Annotated in this window: 23 protein-coding genes and 4 tRNA genes; 2 read left to right on the top strand and 25 right to left on the bottom strand. The window is 64.8% G+C overall.

Going from position 1 to position 21,783, the window contains the following annotated elements; all coding sequences use genetic code 11:
• Window positions 1–58: 58 nt before the first annotated feature.
• From BLV94_RS37395 to rplJ, 13 genes are all read right to left on the bottom strand, one after another.
• Window positions 59–988, bottom strand: a complete 930-nt coding sequence (locus tag BLV94_RS37395; RefSeq protein WP_072940055.1) for a hypothetical protein — start codon at window positions 986–988, stop codon at window positions 59–61.
• A gap of 79 nt (window positions 989–1,067) precedes the next feature.
• On the bottom strand, window positions 1,068–1,664 hold the full coding sequence (locus tag BLV94_RS37390) for a hypothetical protein (protein WP_072940052.1): 597 nt from the start codon (window positions 1,662–1,664) through the stop codon (window positions 1,068–1,070).
• Between the two features lie 134 nt (window positions 1,665–1,798).
• Window positions 1,799–3,046 carry an MCE family protein gene (locus BLV94_RS37385; RefSeq protein WP_072940050.1) on the bottom strand — a complete coding sequence of 416 codons (1,248 nt, stop codon included), beginning with the start codon at window positions 3,044–3,046 and terminating at the stop codon, window positions 1,799–1,801.
• Complete coding sequence (locus BLV94_RS37380) at window positions 3,043–4,329, bottom strand: MCE family protein (RefSeq protein WP_072940048.1); 1,287 nt, start codon at window positions 4,327–4,329, stop codon at window positions 3,043–3,045. The genes BLV94_RS37385 and BLV94_RS37380 overlap by 4 nt, the downstream gene beginning before the upstream one ends.
• On the bottom strand, window positions 4,326–5,582 hold the full coding sequence (locus tag BLV94_RS37375) for an MCE family protein (protein ID WP_072940045.1): 1,257 nt from the start codon (window positions 5,580–5,582) through the stop codon (window positions 4,326–4,328). Before BLV94_RS37375 ends, BLV94_RS37380 begins: the two co-directional genes overlap by 4 nt.
• Window positions 5,582–6,577 (bottom strand): MCE family protein, encoded by a 996-nt coding sequence (locus BLV94_RS37370; RefSeq protein ID WP_072940042.1) that lies wholly within the window; start codon window positions 6,575–6,577, stop codon window positions 5,582–5,584. The genes BLV94_RS37375 and BLV94_RS37370 overlap by 1 nt, the downstream gene beginning before the upstream one ends.
• Window positions 6,574–7,653 (bottom strand): MCE family protein, encoded by a 1,080-nt coding sequence (locus BLV94_RS37365; protein ID WP_072940039.1) that lies wholly within the window; start codon window positions 7,651–7,653, stop codon window positions 6,574–6,576. Before BLV94_RS37365 ends, BLV94_RS37370 begins: the two co-directional genes overlap by 4 nt.
• Window positions 7,650–9,008 carry an MCE family protein gene (locus tag BLV94_RS37360; RefSeq protein ID WP_072940037.1) on the bottom strand — a complete coding sequence of 453 codons (1,359 nt, stop codon included), beginning with the start codon at window positions 9,006–9,008 and terminating at the stop codon, window positions 7,650–7,652. The genes BLV94_RS37365 and BLV94_RS37360 overlap by 4 nt, the downstream gene beginning before the upstream one ends.
• Window positions 9,005–9,865: an MlaE family ABC transporter permease gene (locus BLV94_RS37355; protein WP_005258256.1), complete on the bottom strand. Its 861-nt coding sequence runs from the start codon at window positions 9,863–9,865 to the stop codon at window positions 9,005–9,007. The genes BLV94_RS37360 and BLV94_RS37355 overlap by 4 nt, the downstream gene beginning before the upstream one ends.
• A gap of 4 nt (window positions 9,866–9,869) precedes the next feature.
• Window positions 9,870–10,664 carry an MlaE family ABC transporter permease gene (locus BLV94_RS37350; protein WP_005252107.1) on the bottom strand — a complete coding sequence of 265 codons (795 nt, stop codon included), beginning with the start codon at window positions 10,662–10,664 and terminating at the stop codon, window positions 9,870–9,872.
• A 9-nt stretch (window positions 10,665–10,673) separates the two neighbouring features.
• On the bottom strand, window positions 10,674–11,768 hold the full coding sequence (locus BLV94_RS37345) for an ABC transporter ATP-binding protein (RefSeq protein ID WP_072940034.1): 1,095 nt from the start codon (window positions 11,766–11,768) through the stop codon (window positions 10,674–10,676).
• Window positions 11,769–12,074: 306 nt separating this feature from the next.
• Entirely contained in the window at window positions 12,075–12,461 is a 387-nt protein-coding gene (gene rplL, locus BLV94_RS37340) for a 50S ribosomal protein L7/L12 (RefSeq protein ID WP_005252104.1), read from the bottom strand.
• A gap of 78 nt (window positions 12,462–12,539) precedes the next feature.
• Entirely contained in the window at window positions 12,540–13,100 is a 561-nt protein-coding gene (rplJ, locus tag BLV94_RS37335; protein WP_005252102.1) for a 50S ribosomal protein L10, read from the bottom strand.
• A 463-nt stretch (window positions 13,101–13,563) separates the two neighbouring features.
• Here rplJ and BLV94_RS37330 point away from each other — a divergent pair, with 463 nt between their 5' ends.
• Window positions 13,564–15,183 (top strand): MFS transporter, encoded by a 1,620-nt coding sequence (locus tag BLV94_RS37330; RefSeq protein ID WP_072940026.1) that lies wholly within the window; start codon window positions 13,564–13,566, stop codon window positions 15,181–15,183.
• A 66-nt stretch (window positions 15,184–15,249) separates the two neighbouring features.
• Here the strand turns inward: BLV94_RS37330 and rplA are convergent, their stop codons facing one another.
• From rplA to BLV94_RS37275, 11 genes are all read right to left on the bottom strand, one after another.
• A complete protein-coding gene (gene rplA, locus BLV94_RS37325; RefSeq protein ID WP_005252097.1) occupies window positions 15,250–15,966 on the bottom strand; it encodes a 50S ribosomal protein L1 in 717 nt (238 codons plus the stop codon).
• A 183-nt stretch (window positions 15,967–16,149) separates the two neighbouring features.
• Window positions 16,150–16,584 carry a 50S ribosomal protein L11 gene (gene rplK / locus BLV94_RS37320; RefSeq protein ID WP_005252095.1) on the bottom strand — a complete coding sequence of 145 codons (435 nt, stop codon included), beginning with the start codon at window positions 16,582–16,584 and terminating at the stop codon, window positions 16,150–16,152.
• Window positions 16,585–16,643: 59 nt separating this feature from the next.
• Window positions 16,644–17,549, bottom strand: coding sequence for a transcription termination/antitermination protein NusG (gene nusG / locus BLV94_RS37315; protein ID WP_072940023.1), 906 nt, complete (start codon window positions 17,547–17,549; stop codon window positions 16,644–16,646).
• Between the two features lie 58 nt (window positions 17,550–17,607).
• A complete protein-coding gene (secE, locus tag BLV94_RS37310; RefSeq protein WP_072940020.1) occupies window positions 17,608–18,060 on the bottom strand; it encodes a preprotein translocase subunit SecE in 453 nt (150 codons plus the stop codon).
• Between the two features lie 31 nt (window positions 18,061–18,091).
• Window positions 18,092–18,164 (bottom strand) — tRNA-Trp (locus BLV94_RS37305).
• A gap of 184 nt (window positions 18,165–18,348) precedes the next feature.
• Entirely contained in the window at window positions 18,349–18,774 is a 426-nt protein-coding gene (gene hadB / locus BLV94_RS37300; protein WP_005252091.1) for a (3R)-hydroxyacyl-ACP dehydratase subunit HadB, read from the bottom strand.
• Window positions 18,761–19,324 (bottom strand): (3R)-hydroxyacyl-ACP dehydratase subunit HadA, encoded by a 564-nt coding sequence (gene hadA, locus BLV94_RS37295; RefSeq protein WP_072940017.1) that lies wholly within the window; start codon window positions 19,322–19,324, stop codon window positions 18,761–18,763. Before hadA ends, hadB begins: the two co-directional genes overlap by 14 nt.
• An 88-nt stretch (window positions 19,325–19,412) precedes the next feature.
• Window positions 19,413–19,580 (bottom strand): 50S ribosomal protein L33, encoded by a 168-nt coding sequence (rpmG, locus tag BLV94_RS37290; protein ID WP_005252089.1) that lies wholly within the window; start codon window positions 19,578–19,580, stop codon window positions 19,413–19,415.
• Between the two features lie 61 nt (window positions 19,581–19,641).
• Window positions 19,642–19,714: transfer RNA gene (locus tag BLV94_RS37285), tRNA-Met, on the bottom strand.
• A 45-nt stretch (window positions 19,715–19,759) separates the two neighbouring features.
• A tRNA-Thr gene (locus BLV94_RS37280) sits at window positions 19,760–19,832 on the bottom strand.
• Between the two features lie 238 nt (window positions 19,833–20,070).
• Window positions 20,071–20,153: transfer RNA gene (locus BLV94_RS37275), tRNA-Tyr, on the bottom strand.
• Between the two features lie 199 nt (window positions 20,154–20,352).
• Between BLV94_RS37275 and BLV94_RS37270 the strand changes: the two genes are divergently transcribed.
• The gene (locus BLV94_RS37270) at window positions 20,353–20,844 is read left to right on the top strand and encodes a YajQ family cyclic di-GMP-binding protein (protein WP_007298080.1); all 492 of its coding nucleotides are present in this window, start codon (window positions 20,353–20,355) and stop codon (window positions 20,842–20,844) included.
• 68 nt (window positions 20,845–20,912) lie between these two features.
• Here BLV94_RS37270 and htpX read toward each other — a convergent pair whose 3' ends face one another.
• The gene (htpX, locus tag BLV94_RS37265) at window positions 20,913–21,773 is read right to left on the bottom strand and encodes a zinc metalloprotease HtpX (RefSeq protein WP_072940014.1); all 861 of its coding nucleotides are present in this window, start codon (window positions 21,771–21,773) and stop codon (window positions 20,913–20,915) included.
• Window positions 21,774–21,783 lie beyond the last annotated feature (10 nt).

Genomic DNA, 21,783 nt, shown 5'->3' with positions numbered 1-21,783 from the left:
CGCGCGAAATCATCCGGCATACGAATCTCGCTCCGGTTCAGTCTTTTCCGGAAGCCGGTCAGCCCTCGCTGTCGGAGATGTCGGACAGCACCCATTTGCCGTCGATCTTCTCCATCTTGATCGACAGCGGCGTGGCGGCACTGCCCTGAGCAACGGCGTCACCGGTGGCGCTGACGTTCATGTGCGCGAGCAGTTCGGCGCGGTCACCGTCGAGCACCGTGACCCCGATGTCGGTGACGGACGCCTGCGTGGCCGTCTTGGTCTGGATGGCAGCTTGCTTGGTCGTGTCGGCGGTCGAGTCGAACTCTTCCCGCTTGGCGTCATCGAGATAGCCGCGCGCCTTGTCGAAGTCCTGATCGATCGTCTCGTAGCTGTAGGTGTACAGCGTCTCGATCGCCTCGGTGCCCGCCTTGGTCACCTCGGCGGTTGCTCCCGCGTCGACCCACGCGGTGTTCGTGATGTTCGCTCCGGGTTTGAACGCCGCGACGACCGCGAACACGCCGAACACCACCGCGACCGCTCCGAGGACCCCGACGAGCTTCCACGTGACGCGACCGGTCCCGCTGCCTGCGTCGGTCGCGTTCTCGGCGACGGCGGGAGCCTGTTGCTTGCTGATGCGCGGTTGAAGGTTGGGAACCTTCGCCTTCCCCGCCGACGCAGCCTTCCCCGTCGACGCAGCCTTCACCGTCGACACCGTCTTGGCCATCGATACGGTCGTGTCCGTGTCGGGCTTGTCCGCGACGGGAGCCTTCGTCGTCTCGGGAACCTGTGCCGTGCCGGTGGAGGCCGCGGTCGCCACGGCGGGCGTCTCGGCCTTCTCGACCGGTTCCGGCTTCTTCACCGTGTCCGGCTTTTTCACCGGTTCCGTCTTGTCGACCGGGGTGTCCGCTCGGGGAGGCTTCGGCGTTGTCTGACGGGTCCCCGCTACGCGCGGACGCCTGCCCTTTGCAGCGCTGTCCGGCACGTTGTTTCGGCGCTTGGGGGGCATAGTTCACCACTTTCTCATTGCACGACGAGCTGTCGTCGACGTGGACACCACGGCAGCACGCCGCCGCGGCACATCAGGACTACTGGCCGCTGCTGTCGCCCTCGGGCACCTGTTCGGCCGGCGCCTGCTCGGCGGGAGCCGGTTCGGTGGGGGCCGGGGCTGGGGCCGCGCCGGCGGCGGGCACCGGACCGCTCTCGAGCGGAATACGTCCGCCCACCGGTTCGACCGACGAAGCCTTCCAGACCCCGTCCACGTCCTGGACGTCCATCCGCATCGTCACCTTGGCCTTGTCGAAGCGGTCCGGCCACGTGGTGGTGACGGCCACGACGACCAGCGCCTTCGCGGTGCCGTCGTCCGTGTTCAGTTCCGTGAGTGTGCCCTGGATCAGCTCGGCCTTGCTCGCCGCTCCCGATTGACGCATCTGGTCGGTGAACCCGTCCACGGTCGCCTGGAGGTCCTGGTTCATCTTGTCGCCCGTGATCGACGACTTCATGTTCTCGAACGATCCGTCGAGGTCCGCGGAATCGACCGAGTTGAGATTGATCGCGGCCTGCTGGGCGCCCGTCAACGCGGAATCGCGTGCGTCGGCGATCGGCTTGTCCACGAAGAGCGCTCGCGCCCACCCGAAGCCGAACCATCCGGCTGCGACAACCGCGATCACCACCAGTGCGGTCACCGCAGCAAACGAGGCCTTCAGAGTTCTGTCCTTCCCCGGAGCCGGTTGTCCCGACTCCGGGGGCGTGGTAATTCGCGTCACACCAATACCCTACTGATTGTTTTCTTCAACTCGCCCTCGGCCGGAACCGAATGCTACTTGGGAGTAACCCCGAGGAGCGGCGCGAGCTGCGTTGCGATGGGATTCAAGTTGAGAGTGTCAGGCATGACCTTCGGCTTGAAATCCCACGGCTGGATCGTGTCCGGATCGGCGAACACGATGCGGTCTGCACTTCGCACACCCGTCACGCTTCCCTGGGGAGCGTCGCAGTTGGCCTTCACGTTGAACGGGAAGTCCTGCTGGGTGTCGTCGAAGTTCGGGTCCTGCCGCTTCATCTCGGCCAGGATCTCCTGCGTCCCTTCGTAACCGAGTGTGCACGACGGCGGATTGTTGGTTTCCAGGACGATGCCCTGATGCACCGTGCCGTCGCCGGGGGCCACGGTCGACGCGGACGCCGCGATGGCAGGCAGGAACATCAGGATTGGCCGCAGCGCGATCGCCTGCGGAGCCAGCTTGTCACCGACCGCGGCGAGATTCGTCAGGTCGGTGGTGAGGCTCGGACCGATCTCGTTGACCAGCTGACCGACCTCGTTGCTCGCCGGAATTCCCTTGTCGATGATCGCGCGGAGATCGGGGTCGCTGGTCCGCAGCTGCGCGGCGACCGCGTCGAGGTCCGAACTGAACTGCACGATCGCGGACGATTGATCGGACTGCGTCGCCAGCACCGTCTGACTGTCCCTGACGAGTGCCAGTGTCTGGGGCAGGACGTCGAGCCCGTCCTTCGTCAGCGTGGAGAGTGAATCCGCGAGCGTCTGCAGATCCTCGCCCTTGCCGTTGAACGCCGTCCCCAGCTGGGTGACGACGGTGCGCAGCGAGTCGACCGGAACCGACCGGACCAGACCGTCGGTGGCCATCAGCACCTGCTCGACCGGAACGGGTGTCGACGTGTCGGCCTCGGTGATCACCGAGCCCTGTTCGAGGTACGGCCCCTGGTCTGTGTCGGGCTGCAGGTCCACGTACTGCTCACCGATCGCGGACCGGTTGGCGACGACGGCCTTGGCCGACGCCGGGATGTCGGGCCCGCCCGAGGAGATCTTCAACTCGACGTTGATGCCGTCCGCGGTCAGCGACAGGTCGCCGACGCGGCCGACGGGAACTCCGCGGTACGTGACCTCGGCGTTGGTAAAGATGCCGCCGGAGTCCTTGAACTTCGCGTTCACGTCGTACTCACCGAATCCGAGCAGATTGTCGAGGCGGACGTACTTGGCGCCGACGTAGACCAGCCCGAGCATCGCCACGATGGCGAATGCGACGAGCTGGATCCTGACCAGTCGTGACCTCACTGTCCACCCCCGATTCCGAACTGCTCCAGCAGTCCCCCGAGCGGGTTCTGCGGCGGCGGTGCTGCGCCGTTCCCTGCGCCACCGTTGCCGGCGGGCGCGGTGCCGGGGAGCCCCGGGATCCGCAGGCCCGTCGGGGCGGGGACGATCGGCGGAATCGGCAGCAGGGACACCGTCGGCCACCCCGGCTTCGGCCCGTTGCCGTTGTAGTACGGGTTCGACGGGTCGACGATCGGCTTGGGCTCACCGAACTTCGGCGGCACGTACACCGGGTCGCCCTGGCCGACGCCGAGTGCGCTCAGCGCATCGCCGATCTGCAGGTCGACCGTGAGGAACAGGTTGACCGACCCGCCGAGCGCGATCTTCTCGACGCCGTCCGGGAACGGCACGGTCGGAATGAACGCGAGCGAATTGGGCAGGTTGTCGCCCGAATCGGCGAGTGCCTTCAGGGTCGGCCGCAGTGCGAGGAGATCCGCGATCAGGTTGTCCTTCGACCTGTTGATCACGTCGGTTCCGACGGTGCCGAGCCGGTCCAGTTGGGTGAGCATCTGGGTGAGCTGTGGACGCTGCTCGTTGAGCACTTCCGCCGCGATCGGCAACTCGTCGAGGATCAGTCCGATCTTCTCGTTCTGTTCGTTCACGCGCGTGGTCAGTGCGTCGAGGCCGTCCAGGGCGCGGGTGATGTCGTCGCGCTGCTGGTTGAGACCGTCGATGAGCGTGTTCGTCTGTTCGAGGAGTCCCCGGACCCGATCCTCGCGCCCGTCGAGTGCGGTGGTCAGTTCGTGCACGATCGGCTGCAACTGGCCGACGCCGCCACCGTTGAGCAGCAGCGACAGCGCGCCGAGAACCTGCTCGATCTCGGTGGCGTGCCGGGTGCGGTCGAGGGGGATCGTGTCGCCGTCCTCGAGGCGCGCGGGATCCTTGTCCTCCGGCGGCTCGGACAGCTGGACGAACTTCTCACCGAGCAGGTTCGTCTGCTCGATGGCGGCGACCGCGTTGGCGGCGAGATCGACCGACGAGTCGAGGACGACCTCCACGTCCGCCGTCCAGCCGTCCGGTGCCACTTTGATCGTTTCGACCCGGCCCACCGGGACACCGTCGACCTTGACCGCGGACTGCGGGACGAGGTCGAGGACGTCGTCGAACTGGATCGTCAGATGCATGGGGTGGTCGCCGACATCGGGACCGCCCGGTAGTGGAACCCCGTAGATCCCCTCCGACGAGCAGGACGTCACTGCGATGGCGACGGCGCACGCACCGGCGCCGAGGATTACCGACCGCTTCATTCGCCCTCACCTCCCGTTGCGCCTTCGAATCGCGGCGACACGACACCCGGCACCGTGCCGGGCGTGACCGTCCGCTGAATGTTGTCCGCACTCATGATTCCGAACGGAAGCACGAGCGACGGAGTCTTCGCCGATTGCGTGATCTGCGACGTGATGTTGGCACAGTTGTCGATCAGCGGCTGCATCTGACGTCCGAGTTGCTCGAAACGCGGATCGCCGGGAACCAGCTTGCCGAGGTCGATCAACTTGCACCCGACGCCGGCCGGATCCTGCAGGTCCGGGAACGCCAGGCGCGAGGCCAGAGTGCCGGACTCCGCGTCGTAGGAGTTGGCCAGGTTGCTGATCGCCAGCGGCAGCAGGGTCAGCGAGTTGACCAGTGACTCCCGGTTGTCGGCGAGGGTCTGCGTCACCGGGACCAGATCGTTCACGTTCTCGGCGAGGATCTCCCGGTTGTCGGCCACGAACTTCGACACGTCGCCCAGGGCGATCGCCAGCTGGTTCAGTGCGGCACCGAGGTTCTCCCGCTCCCCCGCCAGGAATCCGGACAGGTCGGAGAGCTGCGAGTTGAAATCGCGGACCTGCTGATCGTTGGCCGCCAGCGCACCCACGAACACCTGGAGGTTCTTCACGGTGTCGAAGAGGTCGCCGCGACTGTCGTTGAGAGTGCGGGCAGCGTCGGACAGCTGGGTGATGCTCTGCCCCAGCGCTTCACCGTTGCCGTCGAGGTTGGCGGCGCCGGTCTCGACGAACTGCGACAGCGCACCCTCCTTGTTCGCCCCGTCCGGGCCGAGCGCGGTGGAGAGCTCCTCGATGCTCGCGTACAACTGGTCGACCTCGACGGGGGTCGCGGTGCGGTCGCGCGAGATCACCGCGCCGCTGGCCATCTTCTCGCCGCCCGTGTAGGCGGGCGCGAGCTGGATGTAGCGGTCCGACACCACGGACGGCGTGACCTGCGCGGCCTTCGCGTCGGCGGGAATGTCGACGCCGCGATCGACGCGCATGTCGACCTTCACCTGATCGCCCTGTGGCTCGACGCCGTCGACGGATCCGACCTTCACACCGAGGACCCGCACATCCGAGCCCTCGTAGATGCCCACCGACTTGTCGAAGTACGCGGTGATCTTCGTGGTGCCCGCGCGGGTGAACACCCACCACAGGGCGCCGGCGATCACCAGCGCGACGATGACGATTCCCACGATGAGGGCGATCCCGCCGCGTCCTCCGCGGTCGGCTCCGTTGTCGACGTCTGCCATCAGTTACCCCCCAACGTGCGGACGGGTTCGCGCGGACCCGGAATGTCGGGCAGCCCCGGCGGCAGGAGGTTCACCACGACCTGGTCGAACCAGCGACCGTTGCCGACCACGTTCGTGTACAGGCGGACGAACGGCTCGTACAGTTTCATCGCCTTGTCCAGGTTCTCGTTGTTGGCCTTCAGGATCTCGACGACACCGTCGAGTTGTTCGAGCGCGGGACCGATGGCGGCCTCGTTGTCGCGCACGAGTCCGGTCAACTGTTGCGACAGCCGTTGAGTTCCGGTGAGCAGCTGGGAAATGGACTGCTGACGGCTGTTGAGCTCACCGAGCAGCAGCCCGGCGTCGCTGATCAACCGGTTGAATTCGACGTTGCGATCGGCGAGGACCTTGGTGGTCTTGCCGGTCGCAGCGAACAGCTTCTGCAGTTCCTGATCGCGGCTGGCGATGGTCTGCGACAGCCTGCTGACACCGTCCAGCGACGCGCGGATCTCCGTCGGAGTCCCCTCGAACGCCTGCGACAGCGTCACCATGCTCTGCGCGAGCTGATCGGAGTCGATGTCCCCCACCGTCTGCGCGGCGGCCGAGAACGCCTCGATCACGTCGTACGGAGACGTGGTGCGGTCCAACGGGATCGTGTCACTCGGGTTCAGCGTGTCCGAGCCGCGGGGGTCGAGGGCCAGGTACTTCTGCCCCAGGATCGTCTTGATCTGGATGGACGCGGACGTCTCGTCGCCGACCCACGCATCCGACACCTTGAAGGCGACGTCCACATGGTCGCCGTCGAGTTCGACGGAACTGACCTTGCCGACCTTGACGCCCGCGATCCGGACCTCGTTGTCGGGCTTGAGGCCCGCCGCCTCGGTGAATTCGGCGTGATAGGTCGACCCGGCGCCGATGAACGGCAGCGAATCGAGGAAGAAAGCCGACAGGGTTGCCAGCAGCACCACGAGAATGCCGAGGGCACCAGCCACTGCCGGGCTGCGACGTCTGCTCATCGTGTCTGCAACTCCTGTAGGCCGTCCTGCGTGCACCGTTTCGCCGAGTTCGTATAGATCGGCTGGTTGACGGTGGGCAAGCCCGTGGGCAGGTTCAGTTGGGGCGCGGTACCTGGTCCTGCGACGATGTCGACTCCACAGAGGTAGAACTGGAACCAGGACCCGTAACTGGCTGCCCGGCCGAGCTTCTCGAGCTTCACCGGAAGCGTCTGGAGAACGCTGTTGACCGTGTCGGAGTTACGGTTCAACGTCGTCGCCAGCGTGTTCAGCGACGTGATGGATTCCTGGATGGACGGTCGGGTGGGTTCGAGCAGATCTGCCGTCGCGTCGGTGAGTCCCGCGAGGGACGTCACCGCCGATCCGACGGTTCCCCGCTCGTTCGCCAGGCCCGTGACGAGCTGCTGGGTGTTGACGATCAGCGAATCGAGTTGATCGTCACGCTGATTCACCGTGGCGAGCACGTCGTTGAGGTTGTTGATCACCGCACCGATCACCCGATCCTTGTCGGCGACGGTGTTGGTGAGGCTTGCCGTGTTCTTGACGAGTTCCGTGATGGTTCCCGACTCACCCTGGAACACCTGGATGATCTGGTACGACAACTTGTTGACGTCTTCGGCGCTGAGGGTCTGGAACAGCGGGCGGAAGCCGTCGAACAGCGTGGTGAGGTTGACGGCCGGCTTGGTCCGCTCGATCGGGATCGTGTCGCCGCCGCTAATCTTCATGCCCTGCTGGCCCTCCCCCTGTTCGAGCGCGATGTAGCGCTGCCCCACGAGGTTCCGGAAGCGGATGGTCGCGGTGGTGCTGGCCGGCAGCCAGTCCCGTTCCGACACCGTGAACTGGACTTCCGCCTCGCGGTCGTCGTGGATCGCGATCTTCTCGACCTGACCCACGCGCACACCGGCGATGCGGACCTCGTCACCCTCGTTGAGCGAGGTGACGTCCGAGAAGATCGCGTTGAACTTGGTGCCACCGCCCCCGCCGAGGTTGGCGATGGTGGCCGCCAGCAGACCGGTCGCCAGGATGGTGACCACGGCGAACACGATCAGCTTGACCAATGGTGCGGTCAGACCCCTCACTTGAAGCTCACCTCAGTCCCCCTCATGGTCGGCGCGCCGACGAGTGTCGTCCAGCTCGGCACGTCCTCCGGTGCCATTCCCCCGGCCTCGCCGTAGACGACGTCCAACGTGTCCTGCTCCATCTTCGAACCCGCGTAGCTCGCGGGCGTGACCTGAGCTCCGTACCCGGGGACCTGATCGGGGACGCCGGCGGGCGCCGGGAAGAAGTCGATGGTCGACGGTCCGGGGTTCCGCGACGGCACCTGGTAGGCGCCGTCGTTGTAGGACGACCCGCCCGGGTACTGCGGGAACTTCCCACCCGGAGCGGTGACGTTGTCGTAGCAAGCCGGCCCGCGGTTGTCGAGCAGGCGCGGCTCGTCCTGGTTGGGCACGTAGCGGCCCTTCGGGTTGACGAACTGCACGCTGGCACGCACACCGGGGTACGGATCGTCCGGTGCCAGTAGTTCACGGGCAACGGGAGCAGACTTCGCGAAGCCCGCGAACGTGCACTCGAAGCTCGGCGAGTAGCGGCCGAGAATCTGCAGCGCCTCACGCGAATCGGCGGCGATGCTGACGATCGACTCGGCGTTGGTCTGTAGCAGATCCGCGGTGCTCGACGCGGTTGCGGTCAGCGACACGAGCAGCGTGGAGATCTCATTCTGCTTCTCCACCACGGTATTTCCGGTGGTCCGCAGGCTGTCGAGGGCGTTGACCAGATCGGGCGCCGCCTCGGAATACGTCTGCGAGAAGTCCGCCAGACCTCGCAGATCCTCCTGGATGGCGGGAAGTTCGGTGTTCAGCCCACCGAAGATCTCCTCGAGCCGGTCGAGCGTCAGGCCGAGTTCGGCGCCGCGGCCGCTGAGTCCCTGGGACAGCGCGCCGAGCGTGTTCGCCAGGTCCTGCGGCGGAATGGCCTGCAGGAGCGGCAGCAGGCCGTCCAGAACTTCGCCGACCTCGACGGCGTTGCCGCTCTTGTCCTGACGCAGCGTGTCACCGGCCTGGATCGGCGGAGCCGTGTCGCCCTCCGGAACGATCAGCGACACATAACGTTCACCGAACAGTGTCTTGGGCAGCAGCCGCGCCGTCGCGTTGGACGGGATCAGCGGTGCCTTGTCCGGCTGGATCGCGAGAGCGAGAGTGACCTCGCCCTCCTGGGGGGTCGCCGAGCGCACCTCGCCGACGATGAGGCCACGGACCTTCACGTCCGCATTGGGCGGCAGGGCATTTCCGGCGCTGTCGGTGAGGAGGTCGATCTTGACGACCTTGGTGAAGCTCTTGTTGAACATGCCGATGGTGAAGGCCAGGAACAACGCGAGGACGAGGAAGAACACCAGCCCCAGCACCCGTCGTCCCACAACAGATGTCGTGTTGGTCATCCGGCCACCCTCACTGTGGTCGTCGTGCCCCAGATGGCGAGGCTCAGGAAGAAGTCGAGCACGGCGATGGTGACGATCGCGGTGCGGACCGCCCGGCCCACGGCCACACCCACACCGGCGGGACCACCCGACGCGTGATAGCCGTAGTAGCAATGGATCAGGATCAGCACGAACGCGAAGATCAGCACTTTCGCGAACGAGTACAGGACGTCCTGCGGTGGCAGGAACAAGTTGAAGTAGTGGTCGTACGAGCCGGTCGACTGTCCGTTGAACACGGTACTGATGACGCGGGAGGCGAGATAGGCCGCGAGCAGACCGACGATGTACAGCGGGATGACGGCGACGAATCCCGCGATCATGCGGGTGGTGACGAGGAACGGCACACTCGGCACCGCCATGACCTCGAGCGCGTCGATCTCCTCCGAGATCCGCATGGCGCCGAGCTGCGCGGTGAAACCACAGCCGACGGTGGCCGAGAGCGCGAGTGCCGCAACGATCGGCGCGATCTCACGCGTGTTGACGTAGGCGGACAGGAAGCCGGTGAGGACCGAGCTGCCCAGCTGTTCGAGCGCGGCGAAACCCTGCAGTCCGACCACGACGCCGGTGAAGCCGGACATCATCGCGATGACGCCGATGGTGCCGCCGATGACGGCGAGCGCGCCACTGCCGAAGGTGACCTCGGCGAGCAGCCGCAGCACCTCCTTGCGGTAGTGCACGAGAGTGTGGGGTGACCAGGCGATGGCCCTGGCGTAGAACGACATCTGCTCGCCGGCCCGGTCGAGCACGTTGAGCGGCGCACGACCGACTCGGCGCGCCGCCATCAGGGTCCGGTCACCGCGTCCCTTGGCGATTGTCATAGGGTCACGATCCCTTCGCCGGAACGATCTGCAGGTACACCATGGTCAGGATCAGGTTCGCGAAGAACAACAGCAGGAACGTGATCACCACCGACTGGTTCACCGCGTCACCGACGCCCTTGGGTCCACCCTTCGGATGGAGCCCCTTGTACGCGGCGATGACACCGGCGATGACACCGAAGACGGCCGCCTTGAGCTCGCCGACCCAGATGTCGGGAAGCTGCGCGAAGGCCGAGAACGATGCCAGGTACGCACCGGGATTACCCCCTTGGAGAATGACGTTGAAGAAGTAGCCACCCGCGATGCCGACGACCGACACCAGGCCGTTGAGCAGGATCGCGACGAGCACCATGGCGAGCACCCGGGGCACGACGAGTCGCTGAATCGGGTTGATGCCGAGCACTTCCATGGCGTCGATCTCTTCGCGGATCGTCCGCGCGCCGAGATCCGCCGTTACAGCCGAGCCCGCAGCTCCGGCCACCAGTAGTGCCGTCACCAGCGGGGACCCCTGCTGGATGACGGCGAGCACGCTGGCCGCTCCCGTGAACGACTCTGCACCGAGCTGTTTGATGAGCGATCCGGTCTGCAGTGACACCACTGCGCCGAACGGAATCGCGACCATGGCCGTGGGCAGGATCGTCACGCTGGCGATGAACCAGGCCTGTTCGATGAACTCGCGGAACTGGAATGGCCGTTTGAACGTGTTTCGTGCGACGTCGACGAAGAGCTCGACGATGTTTCCGGCCTGCGTCAGCGCACCGTTGACCGGCCGCAAGACCGAGCTGCGGGTAACCCCCATCCGATATGCCTACCCTTGCCCGTGAGTGGTGTTTTCGTATCCTTCGCCCCGGTATGCGGGGATGACCTGTGTGTCTTCCTGGCTGTATGCGTAGTCGTAACCGCCGCCGCCGTTTCCGCCGGAGGTCTCGTCGAGGCTTTCCTGGATCGCGATCTGCGCGTTCTCGGGCAGGGTGTGCATGATGTGCCGGACCCGTTCCTGACGACGGGCCACGGCCTGCCGGAACGGCATCCCCGGCGTCGCCTTCATCTGCGGAACGATCCCCTCCACATCGTCGACACCACCGGCATGGTGACCGGCATCGACCATCGCCTGCTCCTGCGCCATCTGCGCCTCGTCCTTCTCCTCCGACATCCCGATCGGACCGATCATCGTGCCGTTCAGGAACTGCTTGACCACCGGCTCCTCGCTGGTCAGCAACACCTCCCGCGGACCGAACATCACCAGATGCCGGCGGAACAACATCCCGATGTTGTCCGGCACCGTCCGCGCCAGATTGATGTTGTGCGACACGATCAGAATCGTCGCATCGATCTCCGCGTTGATGTCGATCAACGTCTGCGAAATGTAGGTGGTGCGCACCGGATCCAGACCCGAGTCCGGCTCGTCGACGAGAATGATCTGCGGATCCAGCACCAGCGCCCGCGCCAGCCCGGCACGCTTGCGCATACCACCGGAGATCTCGCCGGGCAGCTTGTCCTCGGCCCCGAGCAGGCCGACCAGTTCCATCTTCTCCATCACGATCTTGCGGATCTCGGACTCGGACTTCTTCGTGTGCTCGCGCAACGGGAACGCCACGTTGTCGAACAGGTTCATCGACCCGAACAGCGCACCGTCCTGGAACAGCACCCCGAACAACTTCCGGATCTCGTACAGCTCCTTCGAGGAGCACTCGAGAATGTTGGTGCCGTCGATGACGATCGACCCCTGCTCCGGACGGAGCAGACCGATCAGCGACTTCAGGAACACCGATTTACCCGTGCCCGACGGCCCGAGCAACGCACTGACCTCACCGGCCGGAAGGGTCAACGTGACGTCCTGCCAGATCCTCTGCGAGCCGAAGGACTTGGTCAGTCCCTCGACGGATACCTCGACTCCCACCATTACCTCCGCGACCGTTCGATGCACTCACCCCGTGTGGGTTGGGTCACTCTATCGCATCGACGTGTTACCTGTGACAAGGGATGCTACTCATGAGTAAGGAAGCATGCCAACTGCGGGTCTCACTATGCAAAACAACGCGTCTGAACTGGGATAACGGTAGCGAAATTTTTGATCGCGCGTCCCGCTTTCGGTCAGGAATCTCGACACTCCGAAGCCCCCCGAGGACGCAAAAAAGAGGGCCACTCCCCACGGATGGGGAGTGGCCCTCTTCGTCTGCTCGGTGAGCAGCGCGGGTGAGAGACCGTCTTACTTGACGGTGATCTTCGCGCCGGCAGCCTCGAGCTTCTCCTTGGCGGCGTCGGCCGCGTCCTTGGCAACCTTCTCCAGGATGGCCTTCGGAGCACCCTCGACGAGGTCCTTGGCTTCCTTCAGGCCGAGGCCGGAAACGACCTCGCGGACGACCTTGATGACCTGGATCTTCTTGTCGCCGGCCGACTCGAGGACGACGTCGAACTCGTCCTGCTCCTCAGCAGCCTCGGCGGCAGCCGGTGCTCCGCCTGCAGCGGCAACGGCGACCGGGGCAGCGGCGGTGACCTCGAAGGTCTCCTCGAATGCCTTCACGAACTCCGAGAGCTCGAGGAGGGTGAGCTCCTTGAACTGGTCCAACAACTCTTCGGTGCTGAGCTTCGCCATTGTGGCGGTCCTTCCTGTAAGTCCCATGTCGCTGATCCGCGACCGGGCGGGGTTATAGCAGTGATGCGCGGGTGCGGATCAGCTTTCGGCTGCAGCCTCGGCGGGAGCTTCGGCAGCTCCGCCTTCTGCGGCCTTCTTTTCCTGCAGAGCAGCGGCCAGACGGGCCACCTGCGAAGCAGGAGCGTTGAACAGGCCTGCGGCCTTTGCCAAGTTGCCCTTCATCGCGCCGGCAAGCTTGGCCAACAGGATCTCGCGGGACTCGAGGTCCGCGATCTTGTTGACCTCGTCCACGGACAGCGCAGCGCCGTCCATGTAGCCGCCCTTGATGATGAGCGCCTTGTTGTCCTTAGCGAAGTTCTTCAGAGCCTTCGCAGCATCGACGGGCTCGCCCTTGATGAATGCAATGGCGGTCGGACCGACGAAAAGGTCATCAAGGCCCTCGACGCCCGCCTCAGCAGCGGCACGCTTGACCAGGGTGTTCTTGGCGACGGAGTAGGTGGCACCTTCTCCGAGAGCGCGTCGCAGTGTCGTGATGTTGCCCACCGTCAGACCACGGTATTCCGTGATCACAGCAGCGGTCGAACCCTTGAACTGCTCGGTGATCTCCGCAACTGCGGAAACCTTCTCAGGCTTTGCCATACTTCGCCTCCTCTCATGACAGTCGTTATCCCACTTCGGAACCGCTGCGCACCGCCGGGTATCCCGGAGCACACAATCCACGACATGCAAAACGCCCCGGTGCAGGGCACACGGGGCGTGAAAGGAAGCCATTCGGCCAGGGCGCGAACCCACAACCGAAACGCATCCCCCTACCTCGTCCTCCTGCGTGGGCCGCCGGACATTCCCGGACTTTCAATCACACCCTTGCGGGAGCGATCACCAACGGTCTTGGGTAGAACATGATTTGGGGTGAAGCTCGAATAGTGCATCGAACTCCGCAGGTCAGATTACGGCATGTCCTGCTCAACCGCCAAATCGCGGCCGGACCCTGACGTAGAGACGTGACCGGCGTCACCTTTCGGACGGGGCCGTGACCCATCAGACCGAAGTTGGGATCAATTACCTGTTACGTCACATAACATGTATGAGCTAGCTTTTTCTCATGACAATCCTCGAAGCCCGAGCCGTCGTGGCCGGGTCCCGGACGCGCCGCTTCCTCGCGCTCGCCGTGATCTGCCTGGCCGAACTGCTGGTCGTGCTCGACAACACCATCGTCAACGTCGCTCTCCCCTCGATCGGCGTCGAACTCCGTACCAGCGTCAGCGGCCTGCAATGGGTCGTCGACGCCTACACACTGACGTTCGCCGGGCTGCTCCTGGCGTTCGGCAACCTCGGCGACCGCTACGGGCGTCGACGCGTCATGGTCATCGGCCTGATCGGCGTCGCCGTCATGTCGATCGCGGGCGCCAACGCCGAGAGTCTGGGCCAGGTCATCGCGGCCCGCGCCGCGATGGGTGTCTTCGCCGCCGCCGTCTTCCCCGCGACCCTCGCCCTCGTCATCAACATCTTCACCGACGTGCGGGAACGAGCGCTGGCCATCGCCGCCTGGACCGCGATGGCCGGATTCGCGATCGCCATCGGCCCGATGGCCGGTGGGTGGCTGCTCGAGCACTTCAGCTGGCACTCCGCCTTCTGGATCAATGTGCCGATCGCCGTAGTCGCGGCGATTGCGACGCTCATGTTGGTGCCGGAATCGCGTGCCTCCGTCATCGGGCGCATGGACCTCCTCGGCATCGCAGCCTCGATCACCGGCATCACCGTCCTCGTGTGGGCGATCATCGAAGCCCCTCACCACGGGTGGACGTCGGCCGTCACCGTCGGCGCCGTCGCGCTCTCGATCGCGGTACTGACCGGATTCGTCTTCTGGGAGTTGCGCACCGACCACCCCGTCCTCGACCTGCGACTGTTCCGCAACCGACGGTTCTCCCTGCCCGCCCTCGCGATCGCCATCGGGTACTTCTCGATGTTCGGTTTCCTGTTCCTCATCACGCAGTACTTCCAGGGTGTCCGCGAGTACACGCCGTTCGAGTTCGGTGTCGCCTCGCTGCCGTTCGCGGTGTCGGTGGCGGTCGGCGCCCCGATCGCCACACTGCTGGCGCAGCGGGTCGGGACCACCCCGGTGATCGTGTTCGGTCTCCTCCTGACCGGGGTCGGCCTGTACCTCGGGGGCCAGGTTGCCGTCGACAGCAGTTACCTGACGGACGTGCTCCCGTCGATGGTGTCGATGGCGCTGGGCCTGGCCATCGTGCAGGGACCGGCAACCGAGTCGATCATGGCGTCGCTGCCACTCGACGAGGCCGGAGCGGGGTCGGCCGTGAACGACACGACCAGGGAAATCGGAGGAACGCTCGGGGTCGCCGTGCTCGGATCGATCGTCGCGTCGTACTACGCGACGACGATGAGTCCACTGCTCGACCGCATTCCGGCCGCATTGATGAACGACGACGAGAAAGGTTTCGCCGACGCCACGGTCCTGAGTGTGCTCGAGATCCGCAAGCGCGAGATCCCGCCGTTCCTCGAGCAGCAGCGTGAGAATCTCATCCTCACCATGAAGACAACGGTCCTGCAGGGTTCGCACACCGCATCGCTCGTCGCGGCGGGCGCCGTCGTGGTCTGCGCGGTCGTCGTCGCGATCTTCATGCCCTGGGTGCCGGCCCGCACGGACTCCGTGATGCTGGCGTGGCGGAAGAAGACCGAACCGGAGACCGCCGACGAGAACTGAACCCGGAAAAAGCAGTTCGGCCGGTGCGGAAGATTTCCGTACCGGCCGAACTGTGTGTAGCGAGACTTACGCGTCGGCATCCTCGAGAAGGTTGCGGGTGCGGTTCGGGTCCACCGGGATGCCCGGGCCGGTGGTGGTCGAAACGGTGACCTTCTTGACGTAGCGGCCCTTCGCGGAGGACGGCTTCGCACGCAGGATCTCGTCCAGCGCGGCGCCGTAGTTCTCCACCAGCTTGGCGTCGTCGAACGATGCCTTGCCGATCACGAAGTGCAGGTTGGCCTGCTTGTCGACGCGGAAGTTGATCTTTCCGCCCTTGATGTCCGCGACGGCCTTCGTGACGTCAGCCGTCACGGTGCCGGTCTTCGGGTTCGGCATCAGGCCACGCGGTCCGAGGACGCGGGCGATGCGGCCGACCTTGGCCATCTGATCGGGAGTCGCGATGGCGGCGTCGAAATCGAGCCATCCACCCTGGATCCGCTCGATGAGGTCCTCGGCGCCGACGGCGTCGGCTCCAGCTGCCTCGGCCTCGGCGGCCTTCTCTCCGACTGCGAACACGATGACGCGGGCGGTCTTACCGGTGCCGTGCGGCAGGTTGACCGTGCCGCGAACCATCTGGTCCGCCTTGCGGGGGTCGACGCCCAGACGAACTGCAACCTCGACGGTCGCGTCCATCTTGCTCGACGACGTCTCCTTCGCCAGCTTCGCAGCCTGCAGCGGGCTGTACAGCTTGTCGAAGTCGATCTTCTCAGCGGCGGCGAGATACGCCTTGCTGCGCTTTGCCATTTCTTCTGTCCTAACTTCTCACCGCAGTGTGTGTCTTGTCTGCGGTGGTGAATGGTTCAGTAGTGGTCTGGGCCTGGCCGGCCCTCCCACGCTTTCTTCGACGGCGGTGCCGTCAATCGATCTTCGACGGCGGGGCCGTCACTCGATCTTCGACGGCGGTACCGTCGATCGATCAGGGCTGACTCAGCCGTCGACCGTGATACCCATCGAGCGTGCGGTGCCGGCGATGATCTTCGCGGCCTGCTCGATGTCGTTCGCGTTGAGGTCTTCCTGCTTGGTCTTCGCGATTTCGCGCACCTGATCCATGGTCACGGAAGCGACCTTGGTCTTGTGCGGCTCGCCGGAGCCCTTCTGCACGCCAGCAGCCTTGAGCAGCAGCTTGGCAGCCGGAGGGGTCTTCAGCTTGAAATCGAAGGTCCGGTCTTCGTAGACCGAGATCTCGACCGGCACCACGTTGCCGCGCTGGGACTCAGTCGCCGCGTTGTAGGCCTTGCAGAACTCCATGATGTTCACGCCGTGCTGACCAAGCGCGGGACCCACGGGCGGTGCAGGGTTAGCCTGACCGGCCTGGATCTGAAGCTTGATGAGCCCTGCGAGCTTCTTCTTCTTGGGGGGCATCTCGTTTTCCTAATTCTTGCTGGGTGTGTTTCTTGCTACTGCAGTGCAAGTATGTGCCGCTAGATCTTCGCGACCTGCGTGAAGGACAACTCGACCGGGGTCTCGCGACCGAAGATCGAGACGAGGACCTTGAGCTTCTGCTGCTCGGCGTTGACCTCGCTGATGCTGGCGGGCAGCGTGGCGAACGGGCCGTCCATGACGGTGACCGACTCGCCGACCTCGAAGTCGACCTCGATGAGCGGTTTCGCGAAGCTCTCTCCGCCGGTCTCGCCGGCCGACACGGTTGCCGCGGCAGCCTGCTTCTTCTGCTCCTGCTGCGGGAGCAGGAACTTGGTCACCTCGTTGAGGGTCAGCGGGGACGGACGCGACGTCGCACCGACGAATCCGGTGACGCCGGGCGTGTTGCGCACAGCTCCCCAGGACTCGTCGTTGAGATCCATGCGGACCAGGATGTAGCCGGGCAGAACCTTGCGGTTGACCTGCTTGCGCTGTCCGTTCTTGATCTCGGTGACCTCTTCGGTGGGAACTTCCACCTGGAAGATGTAGTCGCCGACGTCGAGGTTCTGGACACGGGTCTCGAGGTTGGCCTTGACCTTGTTCTCGTAGCCCGCGTAGGAGTGAATGACGTACCAGTCACCGGGTGCGCGACGCAGCGCGGCCTTGAGTTCCGCAACGGGATCCTCGGGCTCTTCGGCGGTCACAGCCTCTTCGGCGGTCACGGCCTCCTCGTCGGCGACAGCTTCTTCGTCGGCGACAGCTTCCTCGTCGGCTTCTGCCTCGTCCTCGGCTTCAGCCTCGTCCTCGATGATCTCGTCGGCCGGGGCGTCGTCGGCGACGTCGTCACCGAAGAATTCCGCGGCTTCGGTGCCCTCGTCGGCAGCCTCGACATCCACTTCGGCTGCCGCCTCGGCAGAAACACGCTCTTCGGCCAAGGCCTCATTCGTGTCGTTCTCGGGGGTGCTCACTGGGGCACTCGCTTCCTCTCGTCACTCACATACTTCGGATCCACCGGGGCGGATTCCGTCAACCGAACAACCAGGTGACGCCCTTGATGACCGCCAGATCCAACACGCCGATGAACGTCACCATGAACACCACGAATGCCAGGACGACGCTGGTGTAGGTGATCATCTGCTTGCGATTGGGCCAGATGACCTTGCGCAGCTCGGCGATGACCTCGCGGAAGAACCGGCGCAGGCGCTTGAAGATGTTTTCCTTGCGCGGCTTGTCGGCGCGATCCTTCTTCGCCGGCTTGACCTTGGTGGTCGTGTCCGACTTCGACTGTTCCGGTGCCTTCACGGAACTCGCGGCGACCTCGGTGCCTGCCGGAGAACGACGGCCCTGGCGCTTACCGCTGGGCTTTCCCGAGGGAGTGGCGGAACGCGTGGTGGTGGCGTCGGCCGCGGTGTCGTCGGCACCGTCCGGGCGCGTGGACCCTGAAGTGTCGCCGTCGCGCTTGGCGCGCTCCTCGCTCACGTCGTTCCTCTCAGTCGCTGGCATCCGGGGGCAGGGGCGACAGGACTTGAACCTGCAACCTGCGGTTTTGGAGACCGCTGCTCTGCCAGTTGAGCTACGCCCCTTTGGTCGGGAGAGCTGGTCCGAATCTAGCCTCGGACCAATTCTTGACCGACCTCTCTGTGATTACATGACACGCGCGCCACCCTTGCCGGCCGTACAGCACCGTAGGGCAGCGCGCAGCGCTGAGTAATCCCAGAAATCTCAGTGTACTTCAAAGCCCCGGAACAAACCCAATCCACCCGGCTGTCAGGCCAGACGGACCGTTGCGGTGGCGCGACCGAAGATCTTCTTCCCCTCGGAACGCGCCACGATCGCGACTACTGCTGTCTTGCTTTCTTCGTCGAGCGACTTCACCTTACCGGTGTACTCGACCTGCGCGGCCTCGTCCTCACGGACGTAGACCGAGCTCGTGAAACGAACGTTGTATTCCTTGACCGCACCCGGATCGCCGAGCCAGGACGTGACGAAACCGCCGCCGAGACCCATGGTGAGCATTCCGTGCGCGATCACGTTGTCCAGACCGGCGAGCTTGACGACCTCGTCGCTCCAGTGGATCGGGTTCGGATCGCCGGACACGCCCGCGTAGTTGACGAGGTCGCCACGCGTGAGCTTCACGATGCGCTCGGGGAGTTCCTCACCCACCGAGACGTCCTCGAACTTACGAAGCGCCATGCATGATCACGTCCTTGACTGCGTGAGCGATGTTCTCGTCGACCTCGCCACCGGTACGCGCGACCAGCGTCGTCCACGTGGTCTGGACGAGTTCGTCGTACTGATCGGTGACGATGTTCTTGGTGACGATGATGTCGCTGCCACCCATCTGACGGAACGACTCCAGGTAGACGTCACAGACCAGCCGGTCGCCGACCTTGATCGGCTTGTGGAATTCGAGCCGCTGGTCGGTCTGGAGGATCTGACTCGGGTCGTAGCCGGTGACGATCTCCTTGAAGAGGCGTCCCTGAGCGATGATGCCGACGAGCGAGATGAACGTCAGAGGAGCGAGGAGACCGTCGTAGCCGAGGCCCTTGGCGGCTTCCTCGTCGTGGTGAGCGGGGTGCCAGTCCTGCACGGCACGCGCGTACTCGCGCACCTTCTCGCGTCCGACCTCGTAGAAGTCGTCGACGCGGTAGTGGTGCCCGACCATCGCCAGTGCGTGCGCGGCAGGATCAGCAGGAACAGCCGCGGGCGCGTAGGCCTCTGTCTCTGTCACAGTGTCAGTCACGCGAAAGAACCTCTTCTACCCTTGACGTCAGCGCGTGAGGGCAGCCTAGAGGACTCCCTTCGCGAACGCAGCCCTTGTCCGGACCGTGTTACTTGGACTCGCGATGTGACTGATGAGTTCCGCAGTTCGGGCAGAACTTCTTGATCTCCAGGCGATCGGGGTCGTTACGCCGATTCTTCTTGGTGATGTAGTTGCGGTGCTTGCATACCTCGCAGGCCAAAGTGATCTTGGGCCGAACGTCAGTCGAGGAGGCCACGGGATGCCTTCTTTCGGGTGAATCTGATTACGAACAATCAGGGTGGATCATGCATATTGTGTAGCGGTGACCGGACTTGAACCGGCGACGCAACGATTATGAGTCGTTTGCTCTACCAACTGAGCTACACCGCCTCGGTGTCGAGTGTCGCGCACCAGGCGCTCCACTTCAATCCAGCGAGCCCCCTAACGGAATCGAACCGTTGACCTTTTCCTTACCATGGAAACGCTCTGCCGACTGAGCTAAGGGGGCGTGCTTCGCTCGCACATCGCTGCGCGCTGAAGCCTTGACGAGATTACACAGAAGTTCCGACCAGAAACAAATTGGCTGGTCAGCGGCTTTCGTAAGTCGCTGCACCCGACACTACGCGTCTCCGGCCCGGTCCGGGCCGGGTCGGCGGGCCCGGCACCCCGTCTCACCCACGAACGGCCCGGCCTCACCCACGAACGACAGAACCCCGGTGAGCTGTCGCTCACCGGGGTTCTGTGTGTGGCAGATGTAGGATTCGAACCTACGTAGGCATAAGCCGACGGATTTACAGTCCGCTCCCATTGGCCGCTCGGGCAATCTGCCGGGGTTGCACGAGGAGCGCGAAATCTGTGGGAAATCGCTCTCCGCTGCGGAAAGAAGAATACAACGAACGGCCCCCCGTTTTGCAAACCGGGTGGATACGGGCGGTTGCGAACCGATAGCGTCGAATCTGCTCGCCGGCATTCGGCGGGTCCCCGGCCGGGTCGCGGCGGGGAGAACTAGACGAAACCGGGAGTGTGAAGTGGCTGATTCGTCCTTCGATGTGGTGAGCAAGGTCGAGCGTCAAGAGGTGGACAACGCCCTGCATCAGGCCGGCAAGGAACTGTCGACCCGGTTCGACTTCCGGAACACGGGAGCATCGATCGAATGGTCCGGCGAGGAAACCATCACCCTGACGGCCGACACGGAGGAGCGCCTGCTCGCCGCCCTGGACGTCTTCAAGGAGAAGCTGATCCGGCGTGACATCTCTCTGAAGGCGTTCGACGCGGGCGAGCCGGCGCAGTCCGGGAAGATCTACAAGCTGTCCGGCAGCCTCGTCCAGGGCATCACCACGGAGAACGCCAAGAAGATCACCAAGAAGATCCGCGACGAGGGCCCCAAGGGCGTCAAGGCGCAGATCCAGGGTGACGAGCTGCGCGTGAGCAGCAAGAAGCGCGACGACCTGCAGGCCGTCATCTCCCTGCTGAAGGGTGAGGACTTCGGGATCGCGCTGCAGTTCGTGAACTACCGGTAGGCGCTGCGCGCCCGTGCGTGGTTGACGAGTCCCTGCACTCGTCGACCACGCACGGGCGGCGAAGCCGCCTACCTGCCTGCCATGCGCTCGAGGCGCTCGATCCGCTCGGCCATCGGCGGGTGGGTGGAGAACATCCGGCTCATCTTCTCGCCGGTGCGGAACGGGTTGGCGATCATCAGGTGCGACTGCGCGGCGAGCTGAGGCTCCGGCGGCAGAGGCGCGGCCTGCGTGCCACGCTCCAGCTTCCGTAGCGCCGACGCCAGCGCCAGAGGGTCGCCCGTGAGTTCGGCGCCCGACTGGTCGGCCTGGAACTCCCGGGACCGTGACACCGCGAGCTTGACGACGGTCGCGGCGATGGGCCCCAGCAGCGACACCAGGAGCAGCGCGATCGGGTTCGCGCCCTGTCCCCCGCCGCGGCCGCCGAACATGTTGGCGAACATGGCGAAGTTCGCGAGTCCCGACACGACGGCCGCCATCGCGCCTGCGACCGACGAGATCAGGATGTCGCGGTTGTAGACGTGCGACAGCTCGTGCCCGAGCACGGCCCGGAGCTCCCGCTCGTCGAGGATCTGCAGGATGCCGCTGGTGCAGCAGACCGCCGCGTGACGGGGGCTGCGCCCGGTGGCGAACGCGTTGGGCGCGCTGGTGGGGCTGATGTAGAGCCGCGGCATCGGCTGGTGCGCGGTGGTCGCCAGTTCCCGGACGATGCGGTAGATGACCGGTGCCTGCACCTCGGTGATCGGCTGGGCGTGCATGGCCTTGAGCGCCATCTTGTCGCTGTTGAAGAACACGTACGCGTTCATGCCGACCGCGAACACGATGGCCAGCAGCAGGATGGTCGGGTTCCGGAACAGGGCGCCGATGAACACGATCAGCGCCGACATGCCGACCAACAGAACCAGAGTCTTCGCCCCGTTTGCGTAGCGCACGTCACGCCTT

It is taken from the genome of Rhodococcus koreensis, assembly GCF_900105905.1.
GTDB classification, from domain to species: Bacteria; Actinomycetota; Actinomycetes; order Mycobacteriales; family Mycobacteriaceae; genus Rhodococcus_F; species Rhodococcus_F koreensis.
The sequence above is the reverse complement of the archived record's forward strand: the minus strand, read 5'-3'. Positions and strand labels throughout refer to the sequence as shown.